At 64.7% G+C, this 17,655-nt stretch carries 15 protein-coding genes; 9 read left to right on the top strand and 6 right to left on the bottom strand.

The features are described from left to right. Positions 1-7: 7 nt before the first annotated feature. Positions 8-1,342, top strand: coding sequence for a tRNA guanosine(34) transglycosylase Tgt (tgt, locus tag ACSKT0_RS02105; protein WP_437773949.1), 1,335 nt, complete (start codon positions 8-10; stop codon positions 1,340-1,342). Between the two features lie 60 nt (positions 1,343-1,402). Here the strand turns inward: tgt and ACSKT0_RS02100 are convergent, their stop codons facing one another. From ACSKT0_RS02100 to ACSKT0_RS02090, 3 genes are all read right to left on the bottom strand, one after another. Continuing rightward, positions 1,403-2,929 (bottom strand): DUF6297 family protein, encoded by a 1,527-nt coding sequence (locus ACSKT0_RS02100; protein ID WP_437772288.1) that lies wholly within the window; start codon positions 2,927-2,929, stop codon positions 1,403-1,405. Positions 2,930-2,931: 2 nt separating this feature from the next. Then, entirely contained in the window at positions 2,932-3,618 is a 687-nt protein-coding gene (locus tag ACSKT0_RS02095) for an ABC transporter ATP-binding protein (protein WP_437772287.1), read from the bottom strand. Between the two features lie 245 nt (positions 3,619-3,863). Then, positions 3,864-4,565: a queuosine precursor transporter gene (locus ACSKT0_RS02090; RefSeq protein WP_437772286.1), complete on the bottom strand. Its 702-nt coding sequence runs from the start codon at positions 4,563-4,565 to the stop codon at positions 3,864-3,866. Between the two features lie 457 nt (positions 4,566-5,022). Here ACSKT0_RS02090 and ACSKT0_RS02085 point away from each other — a divergent pair, with 457 nt between their 5' ends. From ACSKT0_RS02085 to ACSKT0_RS02075, 3 genes are read left to right on the top strand one after another with little or no spacing between them, the layout of a single operon-like run. Further along, a complete protein-coding gene (locus tag ACSKT0_RS02085; RefSeq protein ID WP_437772285.1) occupies positions 5,023-5,388 on the top strand; it encodes an iron chaperone in 366 nt (121 codons plus the stop codon). A 10-nt stretch (positions 5,389-5,398) separates the two neighbouring features. Then, a complete protein-coding gene (locus ACSKT0_RS02080) occupies positions 5,399-5,953 on the top strand; it encodes a DUF6036 family nucleotidyltransferase (RefSeq protein ID WP_437772284.1) in 555 nt (184 codons plus the stop codon). Between the two features lie 38 nt (positions 5,954-5,991). Next, positions 5,992-6,582 carry a dihydrofolate reductase family protein gene (locus ACSKT0_RS02075; protein ID WP_437772283.1) on the top strand — a complete coding sequence of 197 codons (591 nt, stop codon included), beginning with the start codon at positions 5,992-5,994 and terminating at the stop codon, positions 6,580-6,582. Between the two features lie 61 nt (positions 6,583-6,643). Here the strand turns inward: ACSKT0_RS02075 and ACSKT0_RS02070 are convergent, their stop codons facing one another. Beyond that, on the bottom strand, positions 6,644-8,128 hold the full coding sequence (locus ACSKT0_RS02070) for a helix-turn-helix domain-containing protein (RefSeq protein WP_437772282.1): 1,485 nt from the start codon (positions 8,126-8,128) through the stop codon (positions 6,644-6,646). Positions 8,129-8,311: 183 nt separating this feature from the next. Here ACSKT0_RS02070 and aceA point away from each other — a divergent pair, with 183 nt between their 5' ends. After that, entirely contained in the window at positions 8,312-9,628 is a 1,317-nt protein-coding gene (gene aceA, locus ACSKT0_RS02065) for an isocitrate lyase (protein ID WP_437772281.1), read from the top strand. Between the two features lie 148 nt (positions 9,629-9,776). After that, positions 9,777-11,429, top strand: a complete 1,653-nt coding sequence (gene aceB, locus ACSKT0_RS02060) for a malate synthase A (protein ID WP_437772280.1) — start codon at positions 9,777-9,779, stop codon at positions 11,427-11,429. 201 nt (positions 11,430-11,630) lie between these two features. On the opposite strand, the gene ACSKT0_RS02055 is transcribed toward aceB, so the two are convergent. Together ACSKT0_RS02055 and ACSKT0_RS02050 are read right to left on the bottom strand one after the other, a co-directional pair. After that, complete coding sequence (locus ACSKT0_RS02055) at positions 11,631-12,827, bottom strand: MFS transporter (RefSeq protein ID WP_437772279.1); 1,197 nt, start codon at positions 12,825-12,827, stop codon at positions 11,631-11,633. Between the two features lie 83 nt (positions 12,828-12,910). Then, the gene (locus ACSKT0_RS02050; RefSeq protein WP_437772278.1) at positions 12,911-14,131 is read right to left on the bottom strand and encodes an ROK family transcriptional regulator; all 1,221 of its coding nucleotides are present in this window, start codon (positions 14,129-14,131) and stop codon (positions 12,911-12,913) included. 176 nt (positions 14,132-14,307) lie between these two features. Between ACSKT0_RS02050 and ACSKT0_RS02045 the strand changes: the two genes are divergently transcribed. From ACSKT0_RS02045 to ACSKT0_RS02035, 3 genes are all read left to right on the top strand, one after another. Continuing rightward, positions 14,308-15,405, top strand: a complete 1,098-nt coding sequence (locus ACSKT0_RS02045) for a Gfo/Idh/MocA family protein (protein ID WP_437772277.1) — start codon at positions 14,308-14,310, stop codon at positions 15,403-15,405. After that, complete coding sequence (locus ACSKT0_RS02040; protein WP_437772276.1) at positions 15,402-16,202, top strand: hypothetical protein; 801 nt, start codon at positions 15,402-15,404, stop codon at positions 16,200-16,202. The genes ACSKT0_RS02045 and ACSKT0_RS02040 overlap by 4 nt, the downstream gene beginning before the upstream one ends. A 134-nt stretch (positions 16,203-16,336) precedes the next feature. Further along, positions 16,337-17,653, top strand: coding sequence for an ABC transporter substrate-binding protein (locus ACSKT0_RS02035; RefSeq protein WP_437772275.1), 1,317 nt, complete (start codon positions 16,337-16,339; stop codon positions 17,651-17,653). Positions 17,654-17,655: the final 2 nt, after the last annotated feature.

The following is a 17,655-nucleotide window of genomic DNA, read 5'->3' as shown; positions in this document are numbered from 1 at the left end:
TTCTTCACTGCCTGCTTCCGGGTCTAACTCCAAGTCCGATCCTTCCGCGCTCGGGGCTGCCCTTCAGTCCGCATTTTCCTTCGAGGTAGGTACGCGGCTCAGCGAAACGCGCCCGCCGTCGTCGGGCCCTTTGAACGCCGACGGCGACAGCCGCCACGGCGGCGGCAAGCGCGGGGAGTTCCTGGGCCGCACCGGTACCATCACCACACCGCACGGCCAGATCCAGACGCCCGCGTTCATCGCCGTCGGGACCAAAGCCACGGTCAAAGCCGTGCTGCCCGAATCCATGAAGGAGCTCGGCGCGCAGGCTTTGCTGGCCAACGCCTACCACCTATATCTGCAGCCTGGACCGGAGATTCTGGACGCGGCGGGCGGACTCGGCGCGTTCATGAACTGGGACGGGCCGACGTTCACGGACTCTGGTGGATTCCAGGTGATGAGCCTCGGCTCGGGGTTCAAGAAGGTCATCGACATGACCTCCGTGGATGCGTCCGGGCCTGACGACGCCGTGGCCCCGGGCAAGGAGAGGCTGGCCCACGTGGACGAGGACGGCGTCTGGTTCAAGTCGCACTTGAACGGGGACCGGCACCGTTTCTCCCCGGAGATCTCCATGCGGGTGCAACACCAGATCGGCGCCGACATCATGTTCGCCTTCGACGAGCTGACCACGCTGCAGAACTCGCGCGGCTACCAAGAGGAATCCCTGGAGCGGACGCGTCGCTGGGCTGAGCGCTGCGTGGTGGAGCATGAGCGGTTGACAGCTTCCCGGGTGGGCAAACCCTACCAAGCCCTATTCGGCGTCATCCAGGGTGCGCAGTACGAGGACCTTCGCCGTAAGGCCTGCCGGGACCTTGGCGGCATGCCGTTTGACGGTTTCGGCATCGGCGGTGCCTTGGAGAAGGAGAACCTCGGCACCATTGTGCGTTGGTGCAACGAGGAACTTCCCGAGGACAAGCCCCGCCACCTCCTGGGCATCTCCGAGCCGGACGACATCTTCACGTCCATCGAAAACGGCGCCGACACCTTCGATTGCGTCTCCCCCACCCGCGTGGCCCGCAACTCGGCGTTCTACACTCCGTCCGGTCGGTACAACCTGTCCGGGGCGCGCTACAAATCGGATTTCGGACCCTTGCAGGATGGTTGCGACTGCTACACCTGCGCCAACTATTCGCGCGCGTATATCCACCACCTGTACAAGGCGCATGAATTGCTCTCGCATACGCTCATCTCCATCCACAACGAGCGCTTCGTGGTGAAGATGGTGGACGACGCCCGCTTGGCCATCGAATCCGGGGACTTTTTCGAGTTCAAGGCCGAGACCTTAGGGCAGTACTACTCGTAGGTCTCGGTCGCTTCCCGCCGTCGAGATCGCTGGAACCGTGCCCTCGCGCCTGGAACCACATCAGGGGCGGTCCGCGGTCGTCACTCCGATCACCAGGAGCACCACGTTGAGCACGACGGCGGGCGTGACCAGCAGCTCCGGGGCGTTGAACAGCATGCCCAAAGCCAAAGGGACCAGGGCGAAGAGGCACAGAACGTAGCCTCGGATCCTGGTTCCCAGCATGGCGGGTCCGCTCCGTCCAAGCTGCATCAGGTACACCAGCTTGGTCAGGTCTTCCTGCTGGCGGAAGGCTCGTCGCAGCATCCCCGCGCCCAAACCACCGCCCGCCGCCGCGCCTAGGACGAGGAGCTCCACCCGGAAGCCGCCCGCCAGCACGAAGAATCCGGCAGCCGCCGTCGTCCACAAACCCATCAGCATGACCGGCAGCGCGACGTGGACCCAGCGCGAGGCCGTCCTGGAGATCGGCAGGAGGGCGTCGAGGCTGGGAGCCATGCGCAACTGCCAAAGCGGCCCGGCCGCCGCGGTGGAAGAGAATATCGCTGCGGCAAGCAGCAGAGGAAGCAGGATGATAGGTGAATCGAACGTCCGGACCAGCCCGGTCAAGGGAACGACGGCGAGGCCCAGGCCCCAGCGCCACAGCCGGGCGGGTTGTCGAGCGAGCACGGTTGCCTCCGCGTGAAAGAGCGCGCCCGCTGCCGTGCGCGGCGTCCCCGGGAGCTTCACCCGGCTCCGTTTGCCGCCGCTGGAAAGCGAGGCACTGAGCTCCCCCGTGTCCATTAGTGTGAGCGCAGCTTGGACATGTCCCCTCGCGGACCCTGCCTTGAGCAGCGATGTCGTGCGGACGCTGGAGAGCTTGTTTCGCATGGCGAGCGCCGCGGCCATCAAAGCGACTGCAGGGGCGACGGCGAAGACCCAGTTTCCTTGCAGCGTCCCGAAAAGCATTGCTCCGAGTGCGGCCGAAGCGGCAGCCAACAGCCACGAGGTTGCCCGGCCTTGCGGCCGGGCGGGCGTCTGCGGCCGGCCCGGCGCTGCCAAGCGGGTCTGGGCGAACGCGGCCAGCGCGAGGATAGCCGCGCCTGTCAGTGCCCCTGCCAGGACCCGTCCGGCAAACACCACCGCGTTCGAGCCGCTGATGACTGCTACCGGAATTGTGGTGAGGGCCCCGACAACGGCGGCAGCCCAGACTGCGCGGCGCAAGCCTCGGGCTAGAAGCGGCTCGCGGTTGATAGCCAGCGAGTACCACCAGTGCCGCTGATTCGCCGTGATGGCCAGTGGCCCGAGCCTGCCCGCCACCCAATAGGCCGCGAGGCCCAAGAGCCCGAACCCGGCCACTAGGCCGTATTCAACAGAGACGACACCGTAGCCAGCCGAAATCAGGTGACCGCCGAAGCCATGCTCCGCTGCGGCAGTGAGCCCATTGAGGAGGCCTGTCGCATAGATCAAGCCGACGCCGAACGTCAGGAACTGGATGTATAGCTCGTTGAGCCTGGAAAGCAAGGACTGGCCGCGCGGGCGGATGACCTTGCGCGTGGCACTCTCGGGGTCGAAGTCCACGAACTCCGGCTGCGCTACGGCAGCAGTAGACATGCTCACCTGCGGATCCTCGCCACAGCCTCGTCGGTGCTAACCACGCGTGCCCCGCCGTCGTCTACTATTACCGCCCGGGTACACGCCGCTTGGGCGACGTCCGCATCGTGAGTGACCATGACGACGGCGGCACTCTTCTTGGCAGTCCGCGCGATCCGCTGCGCGAGCAGGCCGCGCATGCGGGTATCGAGCCGCTGCTCCGGTTCGTCCAGGACCAGCAGCTCGAAGGGGCGGATAAATGCCGAGGCCAGCAGGAGCTTGCGGCGCTGTCCCGAGGAAAGCTGATCGGGAAACGCATCCGCCACCGTTTGGAGCTCGAAGAAGCCGATCTCTCCCTCTACGGCAGCATCGGGGTTGGCGAGGCCATGCCCCCGGGCCACCAAGGAAAGGTGCTCGCGGACCGTGAGTGAATCAAAGTAGGCATCCTCGTCCAGCAGGACCGAGACCTTGCTGCGAAAGAGGGCCGAGCGGTCGTCCGGCATCAAGCCAAGAACGTGGGCATCGCCCTCAATGGCAGCCTGCGCGCCTATCATCGTCCGCAGCAGAGTGGACTTGCCGGCACCGTTTTCGCCCACCATCCCGAGCACTTGCCCGGAGAAAACCTCGACGTCGAGCGGCCCGCACACTGCATGCTCGCCATAGCCTGCAACAAGATTCTCGGCCGTGAGCACGGCGTTTCCCAGCTTCATCCTCTGAAACTACCGGACTTCCCTGCGGTTCACCTGAGCCAACAACGCCCGCTCACATATATGGCGTCCTGAGCCAACGCCCGCTCACATATATCGCGTCCCGGGCCAACGCCCGCTCACATATATCGCGTCCCGACCCAACGCCCGCTCACATATATCGCGTCCCGACCCAACGCCCGCTCACATATATCGCGTCCCGAGCCGACGCTCGCTCACATATGCGGCCCGCGTCCCGGATTCACTGCTCAGGCCCAGTAGCTTGGCTCGCGCTTCTTGATCCAGCCAATGACCAAGGACGTCACGGGCACAAGGATGTATTGGACACCGGTCTTGTACAGGAACCCGGTCAGTAAGTAGTTGATGAAGCTTCCAAAGTCTGTGATGCCGATAACCGAGGCAGCGATGCTGCAGAAGATGAGCGTGTCCACGAATTCCCCCAACCCGGATGACCCCATGAGCCGGGCCCAGAGGGTTCTCTCACCCGAACGGGCTTTCATCTTGACGAGGATCCACGAGTTGATGGTCTGACCGGCGAAAAACGCCAGCAACGAACCTAGGACGATCAACGGGACGGGGCCCAGCGCTCCCTCGATGGCTGCCTGTTTGGCGGTGCCATAGTCGTCATTGAAACCGGGCAGCGCGATGATGATCCAGTAGCAGAGCGACGCGAATGCTGACAGGGCGAACGAGGTGACGATCGCTTTGCGGGCAACCTTGAATCCATAGATCTCGCTCATCACATCGCCGAGGATGTAGGCAAGCGGGAAGAGGAAGAATCCGCCGTCGGTAATGATCGGACCGAAGACGACGCCTTTGGCAGCGCCAATATTGGACAGGATCAGCACGACCGCCATGCATGCCAGCATGATGCCGAAGTACGGAGAGCCTATCGACGCGAAGCGCGGCGCGGGTTTACTCAGGGTCTGGGATTCTGATGATGACGTCATCGCTTGTCCGTTCATAGTGGTTCGCGCAGGCGGCCGGAGTTGGCACGGCGCCCCGCTGTATTAGCACTGGTGGTGGACCCGCCTGCAAAACCGCGGAGCCTCCCCCATTCTCGCATCGAGGAATCGAGAATTGTCAGGCAAACTCGCCACCGCCCACGATACTCATCTCCCCAGGTGAGCGAGCGTCCAGCCAAAACCCGACATACGTGAGCGAGCGTCCAGCCAAAACCCGACATACCTGAGCGAGCGTCCAGCCAAAACCCGACATACCTGAGCGAGCGTCCAGCCAAAACCCGACATACCTGAGCGAGCGTCCGGCCAAAACCCGACATACGTGAGCGAGCGTGGGAGTCGCCCGGAACGTCTTCGACCCCCTCTGGCGGGGCGGCGCGGGCTAAGGCAAGCTTGGTCCAAGACGGGCTGACCGGCGGGATTTGGGACGGAACGAGGGACGCGCATGGCGGAGCACTTTGACACGGTGGACGAGTACATCGCGTCGCGTCCAGACGAGGTTCGACCCATCCTTCACGAGATTCGACGGCGGGCCCTGGCAGCGGTGCCCGGAGCCGGGGACAGGATCAGTTACGGTATCCCCACCATCACGCTCGACGGCCACTATGTGTTGTATTTCGCGGCGTGGAAGCACCACATTTCCGTCTACCCAGTGCCCGACGGCGACGCGAACTTTGAGCGGGAAATCGCCCCATTCCGGGCGGCCAAGGGCACATTGAAGTTCCCCCTAGGGAAGCCGATGCCGTATGGGCTCATCGAAAAAGTAGCAACGCTCCTGGCTGAGCGCGAGCGGCAGCGGGGCGGCTACTGACAATCGGCCGGTGCGGGGGTACGGTACAGCCATGCGCCGCGATGAGCTCGAGCACGCCATCCGGGCCGCTACGGATATCATCCACGGCGACCGGGTGATCGTGATCGGCAGCCAGTCAATTCTGGGATCCTTCACGGAGGACCAGTTGCCTGCGTCCATCACCATGTCGGATGCCGTCGACATCGCCCCGTTCTCCGACGACGACGCCGGCACACTTGCTGACAGCATCGACTCCGCCCTTGGTGAGTGGTCACCCTTCCACAAGGAGTTCGGTTTCTATGTCCAGGCAGCCGAAAGGGAGACCGCGGTGCTCCCGGAGGACTGGGAGTACCGCCTTGTCGGTGTGCGCAATGAGCGGACCCGGAACAGCACCGGGCTTTGCTTGGATCCCTACGATCTCTGCGCGGCGAAGCTCATTGCGGCACGCCCCAAGGACCACGCGTTCGTTCTGGCACTCATCGAGTCATCCCTCATCGACCGCGTCCGGCTCGTCGACAGAATCAGGCTGATAGACCCCTCCGAGCCTCGCCGCGCTGCGGCTTTGTCTTGGGCCATGTCCGTTTGACCCGGGCCAAACCCGTCCGAAACCGCAGGAGCAAGGTAATGACCAAGGTAGTGGCGTTCATGTCGATGTCCCTCGACGGCTATGTGGCGGATCTCGAGGACGGCGTCGACGAGGTCTTCGACTGGTACTTCGCAGGCGACGTCGACGTCCCTACCTTCAACCCGGGTTTCACATTCCATGTTTCTGAAGCGAGTGCCCAATACCTGCGTGCCCTAATAGGCGATGTGGGCGCGATGCTCACCGGGCGACGCACCTCAGACCGGGCCGACGCTTGGGGCGGCCAGCACCCGTTCGGCGTGCCCGCGTACGTCGTGACTCATCGGATGCCCGAGGGGTGGCCCCGTTCCGACTCCACCGTCCATTTCGTCACCGACGGTCTGGAAAGCGCTGTCGCGCAGGCAAAGGCCGCGGCCGGCGACAAAATCGTCGTCATGCACGGGCCGGACACCATTCGGCAGTGCCTCGACGCCGGCCTGCTCGACGAGATCCGCATCGACCTGGTTCCACTGCTGCTTGGATCCGGCATCCGGTTGTTCGATCGGGTTGAGAACGCGCCGGTCACTTTGGGCGACCCGACCGTCGTCGAGGGTGTTGGCGCCACGCACTTGAGCTACCCGGTCCTCAAGTAGCGGGGCTGTCCAAGCTGCCGGAATCCAAAAAGTTGCGTAGCGTGACGCGCCTCGCACGAAACTACCCCGAGTGCGCCTCCAGAAACGCGTACACCTCGGTCTCGTCGACGCCGGGGAACGCGCCCGGCGGCATGGCGGCCAGGAGATGCGAGTGGGCCCGGGCGGACGGCCAGGCGTTGCCTGCCCAGGATGAAGCCAACGACGCCGGCGGGCGCTTGCAGCAGTTCGGGTCCGGGCACGTCGAAGTAGCCCGCGCCGTCGTCTCCCTCCCGCGGAACCACTTCACGTGCTGGTACGGCACGCCGATGCTGAGCGAAAACTCCCCCGCCGCCGAGCGCTCGGTTCGGGCCGTGCACCAATACGTGCCGGAGACGGTGTCGGTGTATTGGCTGTAGGCGCTGAACTTGTCCGGAACGTCGAATACGGCACGCGAAGTCCACGCCTTGCACGCCGGTTGGCCCTCGATGGCGCCGGTATGGTCCTGGGGGAAGGCCACGCCGTCGTTCTCGTAGGCCTTGTAGATGATGCCGCTCTGGTGGGTCTTCTGGAAGTGCGTCGTGATGCCCAGGTGTTTCGTGGCGAGGTTGGTGAAGCGGTGCGCCGCGGTTTCGTAGGAGACGGCAAAGGCGTCGCGGATGTCCTCGACCGCGATCTCCTTGGCGGCTTTCGCCTTTTGGAGGAACTCCAGGGTGGCGTGTTCGGGCAGGAGGAGCGCCGCGGCGAAGTAGTTGGTCGCGACGCGCTGCGCAAGGAAGTCGCCGTAGTTCTTGGGCGTTTCGTGGCCGAGCACGTAGTGGCCCAGGGCCTGCAGGAGGACCGAACGGGGATCGTGGTCCTGCCGCTGGCTCTGCGTGAGATAAATTCGGTGATTCTTAAGATCGGTCACCGAACGGGTGGAATGGGGCAGGTCGCCCACGTGGTGCAGGGTGAATCCGAGGTGGTCCGCGATGTCTGCAATGACGTGCTGGCTCAAGGGACCGGTCGTGTACCCAACCCCTTTGAGGACCTTCTGCGCTTCGGCCTCGTACTCCGGAAAATAGTTGCCGCGCTCACGCATCATGGCACGCAATTCACCGTTCGCGCGCCGGGCCTCTTCCGGCGTCGCGACCTGCTCGTTGAGCCTGCGCTCAAGCTCCTGCAGAAGGCCCACTTGCGACTCCAGTACATCGAGCGGGAGCCGCGAGCTGACGCGGATTTTCGGCAGGTTCAGCGACTCATACAACGGCCCGCGCTGGTACCGTTCCAGCTCGATTTCCAGGGCCGCGCGGCGGCTGGGCGGTTCCGCTCCGAGCAACTGTTCGATGCCGACATTCAAAGCCGCGGCAAGCTGCTTCAACAAGCCCAGTTTGGGTTCCCGCTTACCGTTCTCGATGAGGCTCAGCTGGCTGGGGGCGGTCCCGACGGCGGCGCTCACGTCGTCGAGGGTCAGCCCGGCCTGCTTGCGCAGATACCGCACGCGGCGGCCGAGGCTGATGACGTCCAGTTCGGCGTCGGAGGCGGACGACGACGGCGGCGGTACTTCGCGGTTCCAGCTCACAGGTGGCATTTCTTGAGGATACGCGAAGAAGTGCGTTTCTTTCCATGCTTTTTATCTAGCAAGCCCCTTGGAAGTACTGAAAAGTAAGAACTACGGAAACCCCGGCCGGCCTGAACTGCAAAGGCGCAGCGAAGACCGGCCGGGGCTACATACACCGCAACACGCCAAAGTAGCGTCAAAGGAGACAGAACAATGACCGCAGCATTTGAACCAGAGCAGCCCACCTCCGCTCAGCAGGCCGCCGCACTGGAGCTCGAATGGGCTGCCAACCCGCGATGGGAAGGCGTCACCCGCGATTACTCGGCCACCGACGTCGTCCGCCTCCGCGGCCGCGTCTCCGAAGAACACACCCTGGCCAGGCGTGGCTCCGAGAAGCTGTGGAAGCAGCTCAGCGAGGAGGCTGCCACTGGCGGTTACACCAACGCCCTCGGTGCGCTGACCGGTAACCAGGCCGTGCAGCAGGTCAAGGCCGGGCTGCGGGCCATCTACCTTTCCGGTTGGCAGGTAGCCGCGGACGCCAACAACTCCGGCCACACTTACCCGGACCAGTCGCTGTACCCGGCGAACTCGGTCCCCACCGTTGTCCGCCGCATCAACAACGCCCTGCTCCGCGCCGACCAGATCGAATTCTCCGAGGGCATCCAGACCGTCGAGGACTGGCTGGTCCCGATCGTCGCCGACGCCGAAGCCGGTTTCGGCGGCCCGCTGAACGCCTACGAACTCATGAAATCCATGATCCAGGCCGGCGCCGCGGGCGTGCACTGGGAAGACCAGCTCGCGTCCGAAAAGAAGTGCGGCCACCTCGGCGGCAAGGTGCTGATCCCCACCCAGCAGCACGTCCGCACCCTGAACGCCGCCCGCCTCGCGGCCGACGTCGCGGGCACGCCCTCGGTGATCATCGCCCGCACCGACGCCGAGGCAGCAACGCTGATCACCTCCGACGTCGACGAGCGCGACCAGGAATTCATCACCGGCGAACGTACCGCGGAGGGCTTCTACAAGGTCCGCAACGGCATCGAACCCTGCATCGCCCGAGCCAAGGCCTACGCCCCGTACTCCGACCTCATCTGGATGGAAACGGGCACCCCGGACCTTGAGCTGGCCCGCAAGTTCGCCGAGTCCGTCAAGGCCGACTTCCCGGACCAGATGCTCTCCTACAACTGCTCGCCGTCGTTCAACTGGCGCAAGCACCTGGACGACGCCACCATCGCGAAGTTCCAGCGCGAACTCGGCGCCATGGGCTTCACGTTCCAGTTCATCACCCTGGCCGGCTTCCACGCCCTGAACTACTCGATGTTCGACCTCGCCCACGGCTACGCCCGCGAAGGCATGAGCGCCTACGTCGAACTCCAGGAAAAGGAATTCGCCTCCGAGTCCCGCGGCTACACCGCAACCAAGCACCAGCGCGAAGTCGGCACCGGCTACTTCGACGACATCGCAACTGCGCTCAACCCGAACGCATCAACCCTGGCCTTGGTGGGATCCACCGAAGAAGGCCAGTTCCACTAATCCCCAGCCGCCCCCTCCACTCGCAAGCTCGCGAGGGAACCCGGCGGCCGTGGGCCCACTCCCCAACTAGGTAGCAGTAGGTGTCGTTTTGAGCCCCCAAAACGACACCTACTGCGAGTCAGTTGGGACCCTCAAGAGGAGAACTCCCATGAACAGCTTCACCGACAATTACACGATCAACGGCATCACGCTGACCGCCCAGCCCATTCACCGGCAGAACGAGGTCCTTACTCCCGATGCCCTCGAGTTCGTGGCAACCCTGCACCGCGCGACGGCGGAGCGCCGCCAGGAGCTGATGCAGGCGCGGCACGCCCGCCGCGGCCAGATCGCGAGCGGACAGGATCCGCGGTTCCTCCCGGAGACGGCGGACATCCGCAACGATCCGAACTGGCGCGTCGCTCCCCCGGCCCCGGGCCTGGAAGACCGCCGAGTGGAAATCACCGGACCGGTTGACCGGAAGATGACCATCAACGCGCTGAACTCGGGCGCCAAGGTGTGGCTGGCCGACATGGAAGACTCCTCCACCCCCACCTGGCGCAACGTCATCCAGGGCCAGCTGAACCTCACCGATGCGCTGGAACGCCGGATCGACTTCACGTCACCGGAAGGCAAGGAATACAAGCTCCGTGCCGCCGAGGAGCTGCCCACCATCGTGGTGCGGCCCCGCGGCTGGCACCTGCCGGAGAAGCACATGCTCATCGACGGGAAGCCCGTTGCCGGTGGCGTGGTCGACTTCGGCCTGTTCTTCTTCCACAACGCCCGCCGCCTGCTCGCACAGGGCAAGGGCCCGTACTTCTACCTGCCCAAGATCGAGAACCGCCTCGAGGCCCGCCTCTGGAACGACATCTTCATCCAGGCCCAGGACCTCCTCGGCATCCCGCAGGGCACCATCCGCGCCACGGTGCTGATCGAGACCATCACCGCGGCCTTCGAAATGGAAGAGATCCTCTACGAGCTGCGCGATCACGCTTCGGGACTGAACGCCGGCCGCTGGGACTACATCTTCTCCGTCATCAAGAACTTCCGCACCCGCGGCCCCCGCTTCGTGTTGCCGGACCGCGCCCAGGTCTCCATGACCCAGCCGTTCATGCGCTCCTACACCGAGCAACTCGTCCGGGCGTGCCACCGCCGCGGCGCCATGGCGATCGGCGGCATGGCCGCTGCCGTCCCGAACCGCAAGGACGAGGCTGCCAACACGGCAGCGTTCGAGAAGGTCCGCGCTGACAAGACCCGCGAAGCCGGCGACGGTTTCGACGGTTCCTGGGTCGCGCACCCGGATCTGGTTCCGGTGTGCCGCGAAGTGTTCGACGGCGTACTCGGCGAGCGTCCGAACCAACTGGACCGCTGGCGCGAGGACGTCACGCCAGACGACCGCGCGCTGATCGACGTCGCCTCCACCGAGGGAACCATCACCGAGACGGGCATCCGGAACAACATCGAAGTGGGCATCCGCTACATCGAGTCCTGGCTGCGCGGCAACGGTGCCGTGGCCATCCACAACCTCATGGAAGACGCAGCCACGGCGGAGATCTCCCGCTCGCAGCTCTGGCAGTGGATCTACTCCCACGCCATCACCGACACCGGTGAAGTCATCACCCGCGAGTGGATCAACGATCTCCTGGACGAAGAGTTCGCACGCCTGGAACGCTTCGACGACGACCGCTTCAACGACGCCCGCAGCATCTTCGAAGAAGTCACCCTCGCCGAGGAGTTCCCCACCTTCCTGACCATCCCGGCCTACGCCCGCTACCTCACCGAAGCCCGCGAGGAAGCGACCAAGGAAGAACTCGTCGCCGCCTAGAACAGCAGACAAAAGCCCCCGCCGCTGGGCTGCCTGCACTCTTCGCAACAAGTGACCCCGATGGTCGGGGAGGCAGCCCAGCGACGGAACCCCGCACCAAGCAACTGGCTCGCAGTTGTTGTCGTTTTGAAGCCTCATAACGACAACAACTGCGAGTTAGTTGGGTACGACGGCGAGACTCGCCTACCGTCGTGAGCGGACCTAGCGTTGACGGGCCACCCAGCGCACCGAGAGGGTGGTGCAGACGCAGAACGCGGCGACCGAGCCAAGGATCACCAGGAGCGGCACGGTCCAGCTGCCGGAGATGCCGTGCACGTAGCCGATGATGGTTGGCGCCAGGGCCGCGAAGCAGTAACCCACCCCTTGCACGACGGCGGACATCTTGCCTGCCGAGGCTTGGTCGCGGGCGAACTTGATGATGGCGATGAAGATGACCGTGATGCCGCCACCCTGCGCTACTCCACCGAGGGACGACCATAGCCACCACCAGCCCGGGGCCAACAACAAACCCAGGGGAACCGTGAGCCACAAGGCACCCAAGGTGGCCGCCACCGCCGTCGTACTGGCGAAACGGGCGAGCAGCGGCACGCCGAGCCCGCCCACAATCGCGAAAATCTGGAACAGCGACGATCCCGCGCCGGCTTGCGCTGTGCCCATGCCAAGCTCATCGGCCAGGAAGCTTGGGAGCCACGCCGTCACGCCGTAGTACGAAAACGCCTGGCCGGCGAAGCCGAGCGTCAGGCCAACGGTCAGCCAGCCAACACCGGAAGCCTTGCCGCCCCGCGAGCCCGAGGCGGCCGGCACCGCAGCGGGAACGAAAGCTTGCCGGGCACCGACAGTGGGGATCCAGAACAGGATGGCCGCCAAGGCCAGGAGGGCACTCGCCGCGAGGGCAAGCCGCCAGCCTACGAGTTCGGCGAGCGGGGCAGTGGCCACCGAAGTCAGGAAGGACCCGATGTTCAGCGCAGCCGTGTACACACCCATCGCGGTTGCCTGGCGTCGCGGCGCGAAGTCCCGGCGGATGATGAGCGGCACTGCGATGTTGCCGATAGTGATGGCAAGGCCGATGAGGACGGTGCCCACCATGACCGGAACACCTCCGCCGCTGGAGCGGATCACGACGCCGGCCAGGACACCCACCAGCGTGAGCATCACCGCGAATTCGGCTCCGAGCCTGCGTCCGGCCATTGAGGCCAACGGCGCGGCGAGCGAGAAGCAGAGCACGGGAATGCCCGTCAGCAGCCCGAGTTCCACGGGCGAGAATCCAAGATCCCGTTTCAGGGAATCCACCACCGGCGCCACCGCGACGAACGGTCCCCGCATGTTGAGGGCGATGAGGCCTATGCACGCGAGGATCAGCCAGCCTCGCGGGACCTTGGCGAGGAATTGGCCGGTCATGGGGCGCAGTGAAGGGCAGGGAAAGTAGGCATCACCTTCATTGCTATCACGGCATGCCGCGGCCGAACGCCATAAGACGCCCGTCAGCCCGTTGCTTGGAGCGTGGCTTCAATCACGGCCGGGGACAAAACGTGTTGGGTGACCATCTGGCTCGCACCGAGGATCGCGGCCTGGTCGCCCGCCATCGAGATGCCGATGCGCAGATGCGAGGTGGCCAAGGGGAGGGAGCGCCGGTAGACAACTTCGCGGATGCCGGCCACGAGGTGCTCGCCAGCCTCCCCCACGCTGCCGCCGATGACGATCATGGAGGGGTTGAGCAGGTTGACCACGGTTGCCAGGACATCGCCGACGTCGCGTCCCGCCTGCCGGAGTGCCTGGATGGCCTGGAGGTTCCCCTCGGCTACGAGCCGCAGCACGTCGCCGCCGTTGGTAGCCGCCAGGCCCTGGGCTTGCAGCTGGCGCGCGACGGCGGGTCCGGAGGCGAGTGCTTCAAGGCAGCCATAGTTCCCACAACGGCACAGGACGTCGTCGCCGCGGGGAACCCGGACGTGGCCTAGGTCCCCGGCCGTTCCGTTGGCGCCGCGCTGCAGTTCACCGCTGCTGATGATGCCCGCGCCGATGCCCGTCGCGATTTTGATGAAGAGCAAATTGTCGTGGTCCGGCCAATACGCCGTGCGTTCGCCCAGGGCCATGATGTTGACGTCGTTGTCCACCAGGACGGGAACGGGCAGTGAGCGCTGCATGTAACGGACTACATCGAATCCGTCCCAGCCGGGCATGATCGGCGGTTTGATCGGCCTGCCGGTGTCGTGTTCCACGGGGCCGGGCAGTCCGATGCCGATCCCGGCAAGGTCTTCAAGGTTGCGGTCGGCTTCGGTGAGAAGCTCCCGCCCTGCCGCCACCACCCTGCCGAGCACCACGTCGGGACCGTCTGCGACTTCCTGCGCGAGGCGCCGCTCGGCCAGGACTGTTCCGCCGAGATCGGTGACCGCGACGATCACGTGCGTCGCTCCGACGTCGACCGCCAAGACAACCCGGGCCGCAGGGTTGAAGGCAAAGCGCGACGGCGGCCTGCCGCCACTGGAACTCGCCTCACCGGCAGGGCCCACCAGTCCCGAATTCATGAGGGCGTCGATGCGCGAGGCGACCGTGGAACGGGCCAGTCCGGTAGTGAGGGCGAGTTCGGCGCGGGTTCGTGCCTGGCCGTCGCGAAGAAGCTGAAACAGGTCTCCTGCACGCGAAAGGCTCCCGGCGTCCTGTACGGCGCCGTCCTTGCCGGGGTCTTTTCCGGGTGCTGAGGTCATGCATCAGTGATAGCACGATTGCTTATGGGTGTCACGCAGCAAAAGATTGTCGACTGATTTTCAACTTTTGCTTGCTCATCGTCAAAAGTAGTCGTAGGTTGTTTGTGAGAAGGGTCACGTAGCCCACAAAGCCACGCTGACACTCAGAGACTCCGTTTACGAAGAGGTAACTGATCTTGTCCAGCCAGTCACAGGCAGCACCTTTAGGATCACCACAGCCCCTCGGTGTCGGCATCCTTGGCGCCGGCCCGGTCACCCAAGCAATCCATCTTCCTTCCCTGGCCCGGCTCCGGAACATCCTGGAAGTCCGCCACATCATGGACGTCGACGCCGCGGTTGCCGAATCGGTCGCAGCACGCGTCGGCGCCAACCACAGCACCAGCATGGACGCGCTCCTGGGCGATCCCGACGTCGACATCGTCGCCATCTGCAGCCCCCACCAGTTCCACGCGGACCAAGTGATCGCTGCGTGCCGCGCGGGAAAGAAGGCCGTCCTCTGCGAAAAGCCCTTCGCCATGAGCGGTGAGGAAGCGGCCCGGATTTCGGCGGTCAGCGAGGAGACCGGCGTGCCGATCATCGTGGGCGCCATGCACACTTTCGATCCAGGCTGGCTCGCAGCCGAAGCCAGATGGGGCGATCTCCCCGAGAACGTCCACACCATCCGTTCCTCCATCGTCCTTCCGCCCAACGCCCGCTTCGAAGACTTCGCCACCGAAATCATCACGCGTCCTGCAGGGGGCACCCCTGACTACAGCGACGTCGAGGTCATCAAGAACGCCCTCCGCGGCGGCATCATGGGACTCGCCATCCACGACCTTCCCCTCATCCGCCGCTTCACCCCGGATTTCGAAGACCTGGAGGTCTTGCAGGCACGCCACGTACGCCCCTTCGGGTATGTGATCTCCCTGCGAGCCGGTGACCGGATTATCGAGCTCAGGGCAGCGATGAACAAGACGTGGAAGCCGGAATGGGCCTTCGAGGCGATCTCGGACGAGGCAGCCCTTCGCGTGGACTTCACCCCTTCCTACGTGCAGGCGGGTTCCGCCGTCGCAACCATCACCCGCGGCACCACAAGCACAACGTACGGGCCGTTCGAGCACAACGGCTATGAGGGCGAATGGCGCGAACTCGCCCAACTGGCCCTCGGAACCAAGCAACCGCCGTCCGCCGAAAGCCTCATCAATGACCTCACCTTCGCGATAGCGATCGCCGACGCCACAGTGGACATCGCCGCGGCCGAGCACGCGAACAGCCATGCAGGAGCCCGCTCATGAGCCCCCATTACACCGTCACTGCCACTCCGCAGGCGGAAGAGAGCGGCGCCGTGGCACTCGCGGTCGCTTCGCTTCCGGCGAGCTTCGGCCCGGTGGCAATCGGGGAGGCCGCACGGGTATCCGCGATCGACGGCGCTCCTGGCTGGACTACTGAGGCAGTCAAGGCGATCGACGGCGGCGCGTCGGGCATCGTCGTCGTCAACCCGGTTCCGGAAAACACCGCCGCTCTGCTCAACGCCGCTGGGGCAGCCGGCGTCGCGGTTGTCCTGGACCAGCGCTGGGCATCCAACCCCGGTCTGGCCGGTGCCGAAGACGCCGTCCGCTCGGTAGCTGGTCGTGCCGCCATGCTGGACACGGTCGCGACGGCCGCGGCAGGCACGGATCCGGAACGGCTGCTGACCGAGCATCTCGCCGCCGTCGTACGCGTCACCGGTCAGCTGGACGCGCTTCGCGTCCTCCGCCGCGGCACGCACGGCTACACAGTTTCCGGGCGCCTCGCCAACGGCGCTCCGGTTTCGATCCAGGGCGTACTGAGCAACTCCCGGCCCGCCGGCGTCGACTTCCGCCTCTACACCGACGACGGCGGTGTCAGCATCGCGGTCCCGGAACCGCTTGCTGCCTGGCCGGCGGAAGTCCGGGCCACCGGGCCCCAAGGAGAAATCCTCCTGCCCACGCTTTACGAATCCGCCCACCGCACCACCTGGCGCCGCCTCAAGGAACACCTCGACGCCGGTACTCTCACCTCCGATCTGGCTGGCTTCGGGCGGCTGACGGAATCCATAGCGCACCTGACCTGAACCCGCACTTCTCCTCAACTACGCAACCAGCACCATCGAGCAAAACAGCACCAAAAGCAATCATCAGCCTTCTCGACGACGAGCCGGACCGCACCGAACGCGAAGACCACGCAGCGGTCCCGAAAGGAATAATCATGAATGTTCAGTCCGAAGCCAGCCGCAATTTCTCCCGCAGGGGTTTCCTCGGCCTCACGGCGGCGGCAGCGGCTGTCCCCCTGCTCGCAGCCTGCGGAGGCGGTTCCAGCTCGAGCTCCGCCGGCGGCGCCATCAAGTTCTGGGACATGCCGTGGGCCACCCCGGCCTATAACGATGCCGCGAAGAAGATCGCAGAGAGCTACGTACCCACAGGCAGCAACGGCAAGGCCAGCTACCAGATCATCCAGTGGAACAACTTCTACCAGACCTTCTCCTCGGCCATCGCGTCCAAGACCGGGCCTGCGGTGTCCACCGGTGGCGGTTTCCAGGCCTTCCAGTTCGACCAGCAGGGTCAGATCGCGTACGCGGACAAGGTCATCGACGCGCTCAAGAAGAACGGCCAGTTCGACGACTTCCTGCCCGGCGTGCTGGACCCGTTCAAGTCCGACAAGGGCTACGTCGCCGTTCCGTGGCAGCTGGACATGCGCGTCTTCTGGTACCGCAAGTCCCTCTTCGACCAGGCCGGCGTCGCGCTGCCCACCGACTGGGCCTCGCTGCTTGACGCAGGCAAGGCACTGAAGAAGATCGGCGCCTTCGGCTTCGCCACCGGATCCGGCGCCGGGAACAACATCGGCAACCACTCGATGATCATGATGATGGTCAACAACGGCGGTGGCGTCTTCACCAAGGACGGCCAGCTGGACGTCATGAACGACCGTAATGTGGAAGCCACGGAGTACCTTCTGGAGCTGGTCTCCAACGGCATCATCGACCCTGCTGCAGTCAGTTACACGACGGACAACCTCAACGCGCAGTGGAAGGACAAGAAAGCCGCCTTCGGCCCGTATGTCCTGGGCGTGCCGGCTCGCGTCGGCGACACCTCCGGCGACATCATGGTTGCCAGCCCGATTGCGGGCCCGCACGGCGACAAGCACGGACTCGTTTTCCCGAACAACATCATGATGTACAAGAACACCCCGTCCCAGGAATCCTCCGAGGCCTTCCTGACCTACTACATGGGACAGCTCAAGGAGCTGTGGCGCCAGAAGCTCATGAACGCCCTGCCGGTATTCAAATCCATCACGGAGATGCCCGAATTCACAAGCGACGCCAACAACGTCAAGATCGTCAAGGAATGGCAGCCCATCGCCAAGACCTTCGCGGCGCAGGGAACCTCGCTCAATGCCAACCTCGCTGTCCTCGACGGCGGCCAGGCACTCAACCAGTTCACCCAGACCATCCTGACCGGCAAGACCGACGCCAAGACGGCGCTCACGGCCTTCAAGACCGGCCTCGAGTCCGTCATGAAGAAGTAAAG

The organism is Arthrobacter sp. KNU40 (assembly GCF_051515115.1).
Taxonomy (GTDB): Bacteria; Actinomycetota; Actinomycetes; order Actinomycetales; family Micrococcaceae; genus Arthrobacter.
This window is presented reverse-complemented; position numbering and strand designations above follow the sequence as displayed.

Excerpts from the sequence above, each read along its gene's own strand:
- ACSKT0_RS02100 (WP_437772288.1), bottom strand. The coding sequence starts at position 2,929 with ATGTCTACTGCTGCCGTAGCGCAGCCGGAGTTCGTGGACTTCGACCCC.
- ACSKT0_RS02095 (WP_437772287.1), bottom strand. The coding sequence starts at position 3,618 with ATGAAGCTGGGAAACGCCGTGCTCACGGCCGAGAATCTTGTTGCAGGC.
- ACSKT0_RS02090 (WP_437772286.1), bottom strand. The coding sequence starts at position 4,565 with ATGACGTCATCATCAGAATCCCAGACCCTGAGTAAACCCGCGCCGCGC.
- ACSKT0_RS02085 (WP_437772285.1), top strand. The coding sequence starts at position 5,023 with ATGGCGGAGCACTTTGACACGGTGGACGAGTACATCGCGTCGCGTCCA.
- ACSKT0_RS02075 (WP_437772283.1), top strand. The coding sequence starts at position 5,992 with ATGACCAAGGTAGTGGCGTTCATGTCGATGTCCCTCGACGGCTATGTG.
- ACSKT0_RS02070 (WP_437772282.1), bottom strand. The coding sequence starts at position 8,128 with ATGCCACCTGTGAGCTGGAACCGCGAAGTACCGCCGCCGTCGTCGTCC.
- aceA (WP_437772281.1), top strand. The coding sequence starts at position 8,312 with ATGACCGCAGCATTTGAACCAGAGCAGCCCACCTCCGCTCAGCAGGCC.
- aceB (WP_437772280.1), top strand. The coding sequence starts at position 9,777 with ATGAACAGCTTCACCGACAATTACACGATCAACGGCATCACGCTGACC.
- ACSKT0_RS02055 (WP_437772279.1), bottom strand. The coding sequence starts at position 12,827 with ATGACCGGCCAATTCCTCGCCAAGGTCCCGCGAGGCTGGCTGATCCTC.
- ACSKT0_RS02050 (WP_437772278.1), bottom strand. The coding sequence starts at position 14,131 with ATGACCTCAGCACCCGGAAAAGACCCCGGCAAGGACGGCGCCGTACAG.
- ACSKT0_RS02040 (WP_437772276.1), top strand. The coding sequence starts at position 15,402 with ATGAGCCCCCATTACACCGTCACTGCCACTCCGCAGGCGGAAGAGAGC.
- ACSKT0_RS02035 (WP_437772275.1), top strand. The coding sequence starts at position 16,337 with ATGAATGTTCAGTCCGAAGCCAGCCGCAATTTCTCCCGCAGGGGTTTC.